We start from the raw sequence: 13,313 nt of genomic DNA on the forward strand, positions 1-13,313 counted from the left end.
TCCAATGTAAAAAAACCGGAATCAACAACTCCGGTTTTTTATGTTTGCTGAAAAATACGCTGTCAGCAATTTTTCATAGCAAGGAAATTACTTTGCCTTACCTTGGTTGGCTACCGCTGCGGCTTTTGCTGCGATTTCATCAGCATTACCCAAATAGTAATGCTTAATTGGTTTCATGTTTTCGTCGAATTCATAAACCAAAGGTACTGCTGTTGGGATATTCAGCTCAAGAATGGCTTCTTCGCTCATATTGTCCAGATATTTAACCAACGCGCGCAAAGAATTACCGTGCGCAGCGATAATCACTTTCTCACCTTGAGCAACACGAGGTTTGATAACTTCTTCCCAGTAAGGGATCACGCGTTCAATAGTCGTTGCCAGGCTTTCAGTCACTGGTAACTCTTCTGGTTTCAGATTCGCATAACGTGGATCATGGCCTGGGAAACGTTCATCATCTTTAGTTAAATCTGGTGGGGTGATAGCAAAACCACGACGCCACAGTTTAACCTGATCATCGCCGTATTTAGCTGCGGTTTCTGATTTGTCCAGACCTTGCAGAGCGCCATAATGACGTTCATTCAGTTTCCAGCTTTTTTCAACCGGCAACCACTGTTGATCAACTTGATCCAGAATGTTCCACAGCGTATGGATAGCGCGTTTTAGCACCGAGGTGTAGGCAAAATCAAAAACAAAACCTTCTTCTTTCAACAGTTGCCCTGCTTGTTGAGCTTCGGCGCGACCTTTTTCAGATAACGCGACGTCAGTCCAGCCAGTGAAACGGTTCTCTTTGTTCCACTCGCTTTCGCCATGTCTTACCAGAACCAGTTTAGTGACAGCCATAGCTTAAACTCCTTAAAAATCAAACTTAATGATAATTGAGCGCATTATATTGCCCTATGCACCAGAACAGCAATCAATAGTCTTGTTTCAAGCTTTATTTGCTTGGAAAGCTGAATTTCTTGCAGATTGCTGAATAGATACCGGGCAAATTTGACACGTTTATAGTGCGCTCACCAACTTGATTGGGTAAGTAAAGAACAGCAAATGAACCAAATTGAGCGCGAAATGGAACCCAACAGCGACCCACAGACGGCCACTCCACATCCATGCTAGCCCATATATTAATCCTGCAAGTGTAGCAAAAATCATCAGTAATGGGCCGCCGACGAAGTGTGCGCCACCAAAAATCAACGCGGTGATGATCAGGGCAAAATAGGGGTTCATCCACTGGCTTAACCTCTGTTGGATATAGCCACGGAATAGCGCTTCTTCTGCCAGGGAAACAAAGAAAATATTTGCTAAAATAAACATCGGCAACCATTGTGGCATATGCAGTTCAACCGCTAATCCTCCAAGAGCTGTTGCAATACTCAACAGTACAGGAATCGCTGTAGCTAAGATTATCCATGCATAAGGGCGAACCTTTGCCAGTGGCTTTGTTGTAAATAGGCCAGGCATGCAACATAACAGCAAGAAAGGAATGAGTGCTTTGTCAAAGTTGAAATACATTGAGAATGGGGCGCTATGAGGGCCTATTTGAACTTTATCGAGATATTTCAGGTTATTAAAACCGGGGAGCAGATGTAGGAATAATGCCGCTGCAAAGGCGAGTAATAACAGTTCAGTGGTTATTTTAATGATGTTATTTTGCTGAAAATAGATACGTAGTGCGCTCAACAAAAAAATAATCGCAATAGTGGCGATGGCCGGATAAATCATAGTTTGCGTGACGAATCCGGTAATAATCGCGGCCAGTAGAACGATAATCGCAGTAGTGCGGTGTATAGCTAATAACGCTAGTGATGTAGCAAGTAAACCCCAAATCATATAATTTCCCTTTATTTTTAACAAATTAAGAAACGATCTGAAAAGCAGATCAAAAATCGATGATAGATGTTATTTAGTGAGCAAAAAATAATAATGCATAATAACTAAATTGCGATGCTTTTTTAACTGGTCGGAGAAGAAGTCCATCGGTGAGAATTATTTTTTGGTCAAAGTTTGCCTAAGAAAAAGCCGTGTTATTAGATCTGATTCAATATGGTATGGAAAATAAATTTCATTGAGATATTGGACAGATCAGCCACTTGTATAAATAACTGGTGGCTGTCAGGTTGAGCTTGAACGAGTACAAATTCGCTTATTTTCGTGTACTGATTTTAACCTCCAGCGCACCTTTATTATCTGTCAATCCGGCGCCATAACGTCCTTTTAAATCATCATTGATACAAAGCTGTAATTCACCAGATAACCCACTCGGGACACTAGCTTCACGGCCAATCAAAAAAACGGTTTCACCGACACGGCCTACCAGTGCGCCTACTGGCTGGCCTGGCAACGTGTAATCTTCCTGGGCAATATGAGCCTTATCTCCTTCGGCCTGACAATCGTTATACTGTGGGTTAAAAGACCATGTGCCGCTGAGATAGGTAATTGTGGTTGTCAGATTTGTATTAACTGTCACATCGCTATTCTGCCAAGGTTTATCCGCAGATACAGATATGGTTACTGGATACAAAATATTGGCCGCTAATTCAGCTTCTTGGGCTTGAAAGCCAGCTCCATCCAAGGCTGCGATTAACTCCGGGCGAGTTGTTGCTGGATACACTTTAGGATCAAGCAACATTTGACCAACGTCTAGCGGATCAAGCGTTGGGAAGTGCTTGTGCAGTGCAATTGCAATCTCGCTAATAGGGAAGTCAAGCTGGCGTAAAATAGCGGCGATATCAATGGGGTAGAGTGGGGTCAGAGAGACTTCACGTAGAGCATTAGCAATAGTGTTGTTATCCCTTTTAGATTGCAATGTATCTATTAACATCGCCTTGGAGACTGAGGTCATAGTAATGCTCCTTATTTTTATTTAAATAAACTCATGATACAACTACTGCCTACCATAAGTTTCTAGTAGGGCAGCGGTTATTTCGCTGGCGCTGATGGATGGGTAGGCCGATTTTAATCCTTGCCCGGTTTCTGTTGCCGAATAACCTGCCAGCGCCATAGCGCTACCTAATACTTTGGTTTGGGTTGCAGGATATTCAGTGATTAATCTCTGTCCGCATTGATTGCCGGATAGGTGTTCGTCATACGCTTTCTGAGCTAATTGTTCTAGCGTTAATGCCTTGCCATATATAGCCAGTAGTATTTCGGTTATTTCGCTGGCGCTGATGGATGGGTAGGCCGATTTTAATCCTTGCCCGGTTTCTGTTGCTGAATAACCCGCCAGCGCCATAGCGCTACCTAATACTTTGGTTTGGGTTGCAGGATATTCAGTGATTAATCTCTGTCCGCATTCACTGCCGGATATGCGTTCGTCATAGGCTTTCTGAGCTAACTGTTCTAGCGTTAATGCTTTGCCATATATAGCCAGTAGTATTTCGGTTATTTCGCTGGCGCTGATGGATGGGTAGGCTGATTTTAATCCTTGCCCGGTTTCTACTGCTATATAGCCTACTTGCGCCATAGCTGCTGCGAGCATATTCTCCTTGAGATCAGGGAAGGATTCAATTATCAGTTTGCCGCAATCATTGCCACTCATCTGCTGTTGATATGCCGACTGTGCAATTTGTTCTGGTGTTATCACCACCTCTATTGCCACTTCATCACTCCAGATACTTGGGATTGATGTTGCGGTGGCATCCGGCATACTAGCCAGATAAAGGTGATATGTTCCTGCAATCGGGATTGGTGGTAAAGGGATATGGGCTCGTCCAGTTGTGGAATTCTCGGTTTGTTGTATCCATGTATTGTTTGGGACCCATAAACTGAGTAAATAATGAGTAGTATCGGGACAGCATTGCCATTGAATCTCTATGCCGCCAGATTGGTAATTAGCCTGAATTTGCTGAGGAGTCTCCAGACGTAACCATTGCTGAACCTGACAAAATTCGCTGGCAATATAATTGGAGTCGCTCAATGCTGCTAATGAGAAACAATATTTCCCGGCAGGTTTTTGCTTATCAAAAATAATAGTCACTGAATTCTGTGGAGCGGCAATTGAGCGGTTTTCGGTTTGTCCATCTCTCTCGATTTTTACGTTATAGTAGTGACTGGCGTCTGTTACCAGATTCCACTGCAATATAAGATTAATATCTCTTTCAATAAGGGATTTTTCTTCTAAGTTGATGTTCAATTCCGGTATTGACAGACGATGTTGCTGTAATTGATTTTCTGAGCTGGTAAAGTCTTTCCTGGTGGCGGCTACTGACCAGGTATAAACGCCAGCGGCTAATTCCGGCGTGATAGGTAAAATAAATGAATTATCTTTGAGATTCAGTTTTTTATTGAGTAACGTTTCATTATTTGGCGCTTTTAATTTGACCTGATAACCGTCAGCATTTTCCGTATATCCCCATTTGAATTTAGCCTTATGATCCTTATATTCATAAGTTGCCGACAAATTTTCAGGTGGTTTGGGATCGGCAGGTTTAGGGGGATTGGGAGGTGTTGGTTTGCTGTTAATTTCATCTTTAATTTTATTGATAATGCTACCTATGATAGCCGCTCCCGCTGCTACGCCCCCGGCAGCGGCTAAAGCTTCTGCACCGCTCTGGATTGTTTCTGTTAGTGCGGCGTCAACCAACCCTTCACACAGTAACGTCATAGCATAATCAGCGGCTTTCTCGGCGGCTGTCAACGTCAGAAAGGTAGCGATAGCTTCACGATTTTCCAATAGCCCTTTAACAAAAGATTCAGCCGCACTTTTCAGCGCTTCACCGATAGCATTAGGTAATTCCTCTAAGGAAAGGTTGTTTGGCAGCAAAAACTCTACGGTTTTTGGGAAGGAGAGAGTAACGAAATCCGTTCCTGCCATTGTCATGGTATACTTACCGTTTAACACAAAATACAGTTGGTCGTTCTGGCTAGAATTATCCGTCTTAGTACTAAACGACGGGGAAATAGAAAACCGGGATGTGAGTAAATGTTCATTGACAAATTGGGTTAATTGGCCGCAACTGGAACCTTTATTGCGTGAGAGTTTCTTTAATTCTTCTATAAAATTAATAAACTGGTTGTTATCTAAATCAAACGCAGGCCAGTCAGTAATTTTAAATCCTTCGCTCTTACTATAGGAAAAACCTAATTTCGTTGGATTAGGTAACAAAGGAGAAGAAATTTTATCCGAGGACAATGAGCCACTAATTTTTAATTTCCCGGTTTTATTTTTTGTACCTGATATTTCTACATTTAAACCAAAATCATGTTTAAAAAACAGCAGCCCACAGCGAAAGATGAATTTATTTTCCTTGACGGTGGAGAAAAGCAGGGTTGGACCGGGGTCCTGCTCAAAACCGGTAATTTGCAGTACAAATAATGAAATTGGATTAAGTAGCTGAATCTCTGCATTGATGCCTTCTTTGGTAATCTGTATATCCCCCATGAGCTGCAAAGTTTCAATCAGTGTAATGTCAAACAGGGCATGGAGGTGAAATCCTGGTTGATAATGGGTGATATCCTGATTTAATAACAAAGACTTTTCGGCTAAAGAGGAAATAATAGCATTTTCCTGTTTAATATCACCGTCTGTTTCGCGCCGGTAATAAAGGTTGCTACCCTGATGAAAAACGATATCGATAAAATGACTTGGCCAGGAGAAATTAGAATCATTGAATGATGCCTCAAATATACCATGTATCGATAAATCTTGATTGATAGCGATTGAAGCTAATATGGGGGCATTATCTAGAAAATAAAGGCGTCCACTTAATGCCGGTAGTTTTGCATAATTAATTGTTCCCTCTACCCAATATAATCCAACTTTAGGTTGTTTCTTTTCTGGCACGGCAAAGGTGTAATTAATGCCAAAAGATAAATCACCAAATGTGACGCCAGTCATTCTTCCGTCAAAGGGCTTATCAATAGTGCTTTCTGAATTTTCGTGACAGATTTTTAAAGATGCCTGTACTTGCTTTTCGTCTGCGCTTAAAGCCCCGTCAAAACAGTACGTTTTCTGGAACAAATCTAATGTGATAGTGCCTGCTATTTCATATTTGGCGTAATTATCAAACTGATATTTAAGTATTAAATTATTGAAACCAAAAATTTTAAATAGCTTGAAATCAGGAAGAACGGCAGTATAGCGGCTTTTTTTAATTGATTCTCCTGCGGATATTCCCCGATCCAAACGCCCACTGATCGAGATATCAGCCTGTGGTAGATCGCCATCTTTAACGCCAATCTCAATTAAGTTGTTAAATAAATAATTGCCTTTTAAACGCAAGGTTAGCCAGAAGGTACAACTATGGGATACCGGCGTTTCCATTTCTGTCACTGACTTTGGCAAAGGTATTTGTGGAAAAATGTTACACAGTTTCTCTGCTTCTGGTGGATTGGCATGATTGGAGAAAGTAAAAAAACCCGCATCCTGTATTAATAACGGGGCTTCTTTCTCAGGTAAATCAAGATGAAAAGCATGGTTGAGTAATTTAAAGATATTGAGATTGTCAGCTCCTGCCTGTTTTGCAGTCATATCAATATAGATGAGAGAATAACTGTTGAATAAAGCAAGCCGGCATTGCATTGGGCTACGCATTTCGCCATCAAATACTTTGCACCAATCAAAATGGGCGTCAATCTCAAATCGTGTTCCCATATTTTACCTCAGATAGTGAAATGTATAGCTAAGGCTATGTTATTTATGGTTATAAACGCATAGCCTTATGGTTAATATTGAGCGGATAATTTAGGATTATTTATTTTTATCTTGGTCTTTACCTTTATCTTCGTTTTTATCTTGGTCAAACTTCTTGTCTGTTTTGTTGTATTTACCTTCGGAAACAACAACATTAAGATTTTCCACCACCTTATCAACACCTGTTTCTTTCAATAATGAACTTGGTGGTGCAACGGCAACATAAATATGATTTGCATTACCGATAGCGACTTCTAATAAAGTATTTGCAGGTTGCTCACCTTTTTCGGGTGAAACTACACTAAAAAGAAACGGTGCTTCAGGAGTCGGGGTTGCTGATGGAATATTTAAATCAACGTTATAACTGTCTTGACCAAGTTTAAGCTTGACTGATATGACGGCGCTGAGACCACTCATTGTTATTCTCCTAATTGGTATGTAATAGCAGAGAATCCATCTTTGGCCTGATGGAAACATTTTGTCACTTTACTTCATAATAATAGTTTAATCTAAAGCTCAATTCACTAAGTAATCTATTTAATTAATGTGATGGATGTCTATATAATGATTGTAATCGTGAAATGGAATGGTTAATAAATTAAATTTAATTTAGAGATAAATGATTGCGGGGTTGTTTTTATTGTTTTTGGCTATATGAAATTAATTTTCTTATATTTAAATATATTATTTTTAAAATTAAATTATTTTACAGAGAAAAGATTAATGGTGGGTATATTTACTCAATGGATTTCAAGATGGATCGCGACGGCAAGGGAGAATAGATAACGATGTGACCGGGGTGAGCGAGTGCAGCCAACAAAGAGGTAACTTAAAAGATAACGGGTATTTGTGTTACCTGACTTTCTTGACGCTTTATAATTGTTACGAACAGATAAAGCCAGCATGCTTGCGTGTGTATTGCTATGAGGTTGACATAAGCACACTTTGCAATGCTGACTTTTGTTTCAGTATTAATTTCATTTTAATACTTTAATGATCGATTCTCTCTGTTTGATAGCGATATATGTCGCCGTCGGGAATAAATATCAGCCGGTGAGTAATGCATTGCGGCGCATCTTCCTGATGATGAGAAACAAACAGTAGTTGAGTATCGCCGTCAGCAATCATGATATCAATAAAACGTAATATTAACTGACGGTTGAGTGGATCAAGCCCTTGCAGAGGTTCATCAAGAATCAATAAAGCCGGATGTTTAACCAGTGCGCGAGCTATTAGAACCAGCCGTTGTTGTCCCCATGAAAGGCGGTGAAACGGCCCGTTGGCAATCTGAGCAGATAATCCCAGTAAAGCTAGCCATTCATCAGCAAGTTGCTGTTGGCGATCTGACACTGTCTGATAAAGACCGATTGAATCGAAGAAACCAGATAGAATCACATTACGAACACTGATACTGACACGATATTCCAGATGAATGCTGTTGCTGACATAACCAATGTGACGTTTGATATCCCAAATAGTTTCGCCACTACCGCGTTGGCGGCCGAAAAGGATCAGCTCATTACTGTAGCCTTGAGGATGATCTCCGGTAATCAGACTCAAAAGCGTTGATTTTCCAGCGCCATTTGGGCCAATAATCTGCCAATGTTCACCTGGATTAACTTGCCAATCTAGTCCATGCAAAATGGGTTGATCATTATATTGAACGATACCGTTACGTAGGATAATCAGCGGTTGATCGGGCGGTAGTTGCTCATCGACAGGAAATTCATCTGTTTCAGGTAAATGAATACCGTCCAATTTTTCACTGTGAGCCAGTTGAGCCACCAGTGAATCTGCCATCACTTTTTCTTTGATGCCAACGGAAGTTAGCTGGCAATCCGCTAGTACGCCAATCTGATCAACAAAATCTGGGATTTCACTGAACCGGTTAAGGATAAGCACCAAAACGATTCCTTTTGATGACAATTTTTCCAGTAATTCAGCGAGTTGACCACGAGCGAATAGATCAAGACCATTAAAAGGTTCATCAAGAATCAGTAAGTCAGGTGAAGTCATCAGTGCCTGACAAAGTAATGTTTTGTGGGTTTCACCGGTAGAAAGATATTTAAAACGACGGGAAAGTAAATCCATAATACCGAACTGTTTTGCCAGCTTCAGGCAAAGTTCATTATCTTTATGATAAAGTTGGATAATTTCTGCCGCAGTGCGGCCGGTATCATCTTCATCATCACTGAGCATATCAGTATTATTGCGTTGCCATTCTTCTTCCGTCAGTTTTTGTAATTGTTCTTGAGAAACGCGGGCGCACCTGTGAAATGAGCAATTTCGTTCGCCGGAAAGTAGGACTAATTCGTTTGAAAGCGCACGGGCCAATGATGATTTTCCGCTACCATTAGCGCCAATAAAAGCCCAATTTTCACCAGAGGTTATTTTTAGTGATGATAACTGCAAGGTTCGAGTATCACTTAAACGGAAACAGCCTTGCGTTATTTGCAATTCAGACATCTTTTATTCCTTTTTAAGCAACGCAAATATCTTCCCACAAATAAGCGGAATGTCGCGGAATGTCAATATTAACTTTTAATTAACATTTAACATCGGGCACTAGAGGATATGTAAGGTACGTAGTGCCATGATATCCCTTAATATTTTGAATTGTTCAGTGATATTATCCCAATTTTTAACACAGAGTTGCAATAATCACCTGGTCAGCATTAAAAAGTGCAGTGATTTTATCTCCAGGATGTAATTTCAGGTTATTGACTTCTTGATTGGGCAGAGTAGAACAGAGGATTTCACCGCCATCAAGGGCAATAATAATTTCGGTGTTCTCTTCCCCCGTTTCAAGGTTACTGATCTGCCCTGTCAGGGCATTGTCGAAATGACCGATAGAAAATCGCTCTCTAGTGAGTTTTACCCAAGGCGCTTTAATGAGCGCCAATACCTCCTTACCTTTTACCAAGCCAAGACGGTTAGCACTTTGTTCTGTTAATGCCGCATTCAGTGATGTTTGACCATCTGACAGCAAGATGCGGACATGCTGTTGCACCTGATTATGGTCACGGTCAGTAATTGTGCCAAAGAATTGGTTGCGGGCGCTGGTTTGCAGAGAAAAACGGGAAATGGCAGCTAACAGGCTGTCGAGGGGAAGTTGGTCATCTTTTAGCACATCAAAGGCTTTTTGCTGAATTTGTGTCAGTAGGTCGTAAAGTTGCAATAAACGTTCGCCATAATGGGTAAGATTTGCCCCGCCGCCGCCTTTACCACCTGTAGCACGGTTCACCACTATTTCATCTGCTAACTGATTCATTTCGTTAATAGCATCCCAAGCACTTTTATAGCTGATCCCTGCCAGTTTTGCCCCCTGGCTGATAGAGCCCGTTGCTTTAATCTGTTTTAGTAATAATATTCGCCGTGGATCTGCGAATAACCGTTGTTGTAATTTCAGTGTCAATAGAATTTCGGCTTGCATAATAGTTTTTTTCAGGAAATATAATCGTAAATTTTTATTGGCTAACCCAGAAAAACGCACGTTTAGCCGGTTACTGTTGTTTGTCTTTTGTCTAGAATAGTACTAATTATAGCGGTATTACCTGCTATGGTTAAAAATGTGTTATGTTTCTGGTTCATTAAATGAGCCATTGTGTGAGGCTGCCATGTTTGAGTTGATTAGAAGTATGGCTTTTGCCCTGGTCATGGTACCGGTGGTGATGGCTGGAATTTTAGGTTTAATTTATGGTCTTGGGGAACTGTTTAATATCGTTTCCCGTATTGGTCGTTCTGAAAAGTAAAACTAATATTTTTTACACCAGATGCTATTCTGATTACCCGGTGATTTACCGGGTAATTTGTCTTAATTAATTATAATCATTTCCGTTTTATTCATTTGGTTTTTCTATTACAGTATTTTAATTCGAATTAAATTAGACAGTAAAAGTTGCTCACAATTTGCCGATTAATATTGGAACACTCTTCCATTTGACGCTATATCTTGTTATACACAACGAACTAATGGGTAAGAAACAGGTGGAAAACAAATGAAAAAGAGTTTTGGCAAACTGCTAGCCGGCGTTGTCGTTTCTTTTGCTTTGACGTGGCAAGTGTGGGCTGCGGAAAAAGTTACGTTATTCGCTGCTGCTTCGCTGACTAATGCACTTGATGATATTGCACTACAGTATAAGCAAAAGACAAAAGGTGAAGTGGCGGCTTCTTATGCTTCATCTTCTACTTTGGCACGCCAGATTGAGCAAGGTGCGCCGGCAGATATTTTTATTTCAGCTGATCAACAGTGGATGGATTATGTTGCCGGGAAGAAGCTGATTATTGATGAAACTCGGTTGACTATGTTGGGAAATCAACTCGTTCTGATTGCGCCGAAAGCGAGCAGGCTCAATAAGGTTGACATTAATAAAGAAACTAAATGGAAATCTTTGTTAGAAGGCGGCCGTCTTGCCGTTGGTGATCCCGATCATGTTCCGGTGGGTATTTACGCTAAAGAGTCGCTGCAATATTTGGCAGCATGGGAGACGATTAATCCTCTGCTAGCGCGTACCAGTAATGTACGCAGTGGTCTGGCGCTGGTGGAACGTGCTGAAGTTCCGTTGGGCATCGTTTATGGTTCAGATGCTATTGCGAGTGATAAAGTCAAAGTGGTGGGGATCTTCCCGGAAGAGAGCCACAAACCGATTGAATACCCAATGGCGATAATCAAAGACCATAGTAATCCCAATGTTCTCAAATTTTATGAATATTTGAAAACCCCTGAAGCCGTCGCAATTTTTAAACGTTACGGTTTTCACCCACTTTAGGAATATACCCTATGGATTTCAAGATGCATCGCGACGGCAAGGGAACGAATCCCCGGGAGCATAGCAAACTATGTGACCGGGGTGAGAGAGTGCAGCCAACAAAGAGGCAACTTGAAAGATGACGGGTATAGATTTTTTGGTGGTGTTGAGTGAATACGAATGGCAGGCCATCATCCTGAGTCTGGAAGTTTCAGGTATGGCGGTATTACTTAGTCTGCCATTTGGGATCTTAATGGCGTGGATTCTTGCTCGTTTCCAGTTTCCCGGTAAATCGTTACTCGACAGTATGATCCATCTGCCGCTGGTGTTACCGCCAGTGGTAGTGGGTTATTTGCTGTTGATCAGTATGGGACGTCGTGGATTTATCGGTGAATGGTTATATGACTGGTTTGGGATCAGCTTTGCATTTAGTTGGCGTGGTGCAGCGCTAGCTTCTGCTATTGTTGCTTTTCCGTTGATGGTCAGGGCGATACGTCTGGCGTTGGAAGGCGTCGATCGGCGGCTGGAACAGGCCGCTCGTACTTTGGGAGCGAAGCCGTTGAAGGTATTTTTTACTATCACATTACCGCTCTCTTTGCCTGGGGTTATTGTGGGCACGGTGTTGGCATTTGCCCGTTCGTTGGGTGAATTTGGCGCAACTATCACTTTTGTGTCCAATATTCCAGGCGAAACGCGGACGATCCCTTTGGCAATGTATACCTTGATTGAAACCCCCGGAGCAGAAACCGCCGCGGCTCGTTTGTGTGTCATTGCCATTATTCTGGCGTTGATGTCACTGATGGTTTCTGAATGGTTAACCCGTTGGGGAAGGAGACGTTTGGGAGCAACATGTTAGAGCTGGATTTTGAGCAACAACTCGGTGATTTTCATTTACAGGTCAAGACACAGCTACCCACTGAGGGAATTACGGCTGTTTTTGGTCTTTCAGGCGCCGGGAAAACTTCCCTGATAAATGTTATTGCCGGTTTGATACGCCCACGGAAAGGGCGGATTGTCCTTAATGATCATGTGCTGGTTGATATTGAAAAAGGTACCTGCTTGCCGCCAGAGCAACGCCGTATAGGCTATGTTTTTCAGGATGCCCGGCTTTTTCCTCATTATCGAGTAAAAGGTAATCTTCAATACGGAATGTCGCCGGAGATGAAGCCGGAATTTGATAGCATTGTTAGTTTGTTAGGAATTGAACACTTACTATCTCGTTTTCCTCTTACCTTATCCGGCGGTGAAAAGCAGCGGGTTGCTATCGGTCGAGCTTTATTGACGGCACCTGATCTGTTGTTAATGGATGAACCATTGGCATCGCTGGATCTCCCCCGTAAAAGAGAACTCCTGCCTTATCTTGAAAGGCTTTCTGGAGAGGTCAATATCCCGATTTTGTATGTCAGCCATAATCTGGATGAGATTTTGCACCTGGCGGAAAATGTACTCGTCATGGATAACGGCAAAGTCAGGGCAACAGGAAAATTGGAAGAGGTTTGGTCCAGTAGTGCGCTACGTCTTTGGTTACAAAAAGAGACTCTTAGCAGTATTCTGAATGTTTCAATGGTTGAACATCATAATCGTTATGAAATGACAGCGGTGGCGCTCGCTGATCAGGCTTTATGGTTGCCGAAAATGGATGTTCAACCGGGAACCGATTTGCGTATCAGAATAGATGCGTCAGATGTTTCATTAGTACTGGAACCGCCGCGCGGCAGTAGTATCCGTAATATTTTAGCTGTGAAAGTGGTTGAGTTCTTTGATGATAATGGACACGTTGATGTCAAATTGGTGTTGAGTGGCCACTATTTATGGGCAAGAATCACTCCGTGGGCAAGGGATGAACTTAATTTGCGGTCTGGGCAGTGGCTTTATGCTCAGATAAAAAGTGTTTCTCTTAATCGGCAACCGTAGTTTCTGTTTATTAAGAAGCGATT

11 protein-coding genes are annotated in these 13,313 nt (G+C 41.7%); 4 read left to right on the plus strand and 7 right to left on the minus strand.

All coding sequences use genetic code 11. From position 1 onward, the window contains the following. Positions 1–87 precede the first annotated feature (87 nt). The 7 genes from gpmA to modE all read right to left on the minus strand — a co-directional run bounded on the left by gpmA (position 88) and on the right by modE (position 10,061). Positions 88–840, minus strand: a complete 753-nt coding sequence (gene gpmA, locus BA1DRAFT_RS15075; RefSeq protein WP_036780678.1) for a 2,3-diphosphoglycerate-dependent phosphoglycerate mutase — start codon at positions 838–840, stop codon at positions 88–90. Positions 841–999: 159 nt separating this feature from the next. Continuing rightward, positions 1,000–1,827 (minus strand): CPBP family intramembrane glutamic endopeptidase, encoded by an 828-nt coding sequence (locus BA1DRAFT_RS15080; RefSeq protein ID WP_036780679.1) that lies wholly within the window; start codon positions 1,825–1,827, stop codon positions 1,000–1,002. Positions 1,828–2,140: 313 nt separating this feature from the next. Further along, positions 2,141–2,839: a hypothetical protein gene (locus BA1DRAFT_RS21365; RefSeq protein WP_051560818.1), complete on the minus strand. Its 699-nt coding sequence runs from the start codon at positions 2,837–2,839 to the stop codon at positions 2,141–2,143. Between the two features lie 42 nt (positions 2,840–2,881). After that, positions 2,882–6,589 carry a hypothetical protein gene (locus BA1DRAFT_RS15090; protein WP_036780680.1) on the minus strand — a complete coding sequence of 1,236 codons (3,708 nt, stop codon included), beginning with the start codon at positions 6,587–6,589 and terminating at the stop codon, positions 2,882–2,884. A gap of 96 nt (positions 6,590–6,685) precedes the next feature. Further along, positions 6,686–7,045 (minus strand): hypothetical protein, encoded by a 360-nt coding sequence (locus tag BA1DRAFT_RS15095; protein WP_044467153.1) that lies wholly within the window; start codon positions 7,043–7,045, stop codon positions 6,686–6,688. Positions 7,046–7,618: 573 nt separating this feature from the next. Then, positions 7,619–9,094 (minus strand): molybdate ABC transporter ATP-binding protein ModF, encoded by a 1,476-nt coding sequence (gene modF / locus BA1DRAFT_RS15100; protein WP_036780681.1) that lies wholly within the window; start codon positions 9,092–9,094, stop codon positions 7,619–7,621. A gap of 175 nt (positions 9,095–9,269) precedes the next feature. Further along, positions 9,270–10,061, minus strand: a complete 792-nt coding sequence (gene modE, locus BA1DRAFT_RS15105; RefSeq protein WP_036780714.1) for a molybdenum-dependent transcriptional regulator — start codon at positions 10,059–10,061, stop codon at positions 9,270–9,272. A gap of 184 nt (positions 10,062–10,245) precedes the next feature. On the opposite strand from modE, the gene BA1DRAFT_RS15110 reads away from it, so the two are divergent. From BA1DRAFT_RS15110 to modC, 4 genes are all read left to right on the plus strand, one after another. Next, positions 10,246–10,380: an AcrZ family multidrug efflux pump-associated protein gene (locus tag BA1DRAFT_RS15110; RefSeq protein WP_071647086.1), complete on the plus strand. Its 135-nt coding sequence runs from the start codon at positions 10,246–10,248 to the stop codon at positions 10,378–10,380. Positions 10,381–10,626: 246 nt separating this feature from the next. Beyond that, positions 10,627–11,397 carry a molybdate ABC transporter substrate-binding protein gene (gene modA, locus BA1DRAFT_RS15115; RefSeq protein ID WP_036780684.1) on the plus strand — a complete coding sequence of 257 codons (771 nt, stop codon included), beginning with the start codon at positions 10,627–10,629 and terminating at the stop codon, positions 11,395–11,397. 139 nt (positions 11,398–11,536) lie between these two features. Beyond that, complete coding sequence (modB, locus tag BA1DRAFT_RS15120; RefSeq protein WP_152544333.1) at positions 11,537–12,232, plus strand: molybdate ABC transporter permease subunit; 696 nt, start codon at positions 11,537–11,539, stop codon at positions 12,230–12,232. Further along, positions 12,226–13,290 (plus strand): molybdenum ABC transporter ATP-binding protein ModC, encoded by a 1,065-nt coding sequence (modC, locus tag BA1DRAFT_RS15125; protein ID WP_036780686.1) that lies wholly within the window; start codon positions 12,226–12,228, stop codon positions 13,288–13,290. Before modB ends, modC begins: the two co-directional genes overlap by 7 nt. Positions 13,291–13,313: the final 23 nt, after the last annotated feature.

Source organism: Photorhabdus aegyptia (genome assembly GCF_000612035.1).
In the GTDB taxonomy this organism is placed as follows: domain Bacteria; phylum Pseudomonadota; class Gammaproteobacteria; order Enterobacterales; family Enterobacteriaceae; genus Photorhabdus; species Photorhabdus akhurstii.

Bases quoted from the DNA above. Each gene is read 5' to 3' on its own strand.
- gpmA (WP_036780678.1), bottom strand. From the start codon at position 840: ATGGCTGTCACTAAACTGGTTCTGGTAAGACATGGCGAAAGCGAGTGG.
- BA1DRAFT_RS15080 (WP_036780679.1), bottom strand. From the start codon at position 1,827: ATGATTTGGGGTTTACTTGCTACATCACTAGCGTTATTAGCTATACAC.
- BA1DRAFT_RS21365 (WP_051560818.1), bottom strand. From the start codon at position 2,839: ATGACCTCAGTCTCCAAGGCGATGTTAATAGATACATTGCAATCTAAA.
- BA1DRAFT_RS15090 (WP_036780680.1), bottom strand. From the start codon at position 6,589: ATGGGAACACGATTTGAGATTGACGCCCATTTTGATTGGTGCAAAGTA.
- BA1DRAFT_RS15095 (WP_044467153.1), bottom strand. From the start codon at position 7,045: ATGAGTGGTCTCAGCGCCGTCATATCAGTCAAGCTTAAACTTGGTCAA.
- modF (WP_036780681.1), bottom strand. From the start codon at position 9,094: ATGTCTGAATTGCAAATAACGCAAGGCTGTTTCCGTTTAAGTGATACT.
- modE (WP_036780714.1), bottom strand. From the start codon at position 10,061: ATGCAAGCCGAAATTCTATTGACACTGAAATTACAACAACGGTTATTC.
- BA1DRAFT_RS15110 (WP_071647086.1), top strand. From the start codon at position 10,246: ATGTTTGAGTTGATTAGAAGTATGGCTTTTGCCCTGGTCATGGTACCG.
- modA (WP_036780684.1), top strand. From the start codon at position 10,627: ATGAAAAAGAGTTTTGGCAAACTGCTAGCCGGCGTTGTCGTTTCTTTT.
- modC (WP_036780686.1), top strand. From the start codon at position 12,226: ATGTTAGAGCTGGATTTTGAGCAACAACTCGGTGATTTTCATTTACAG.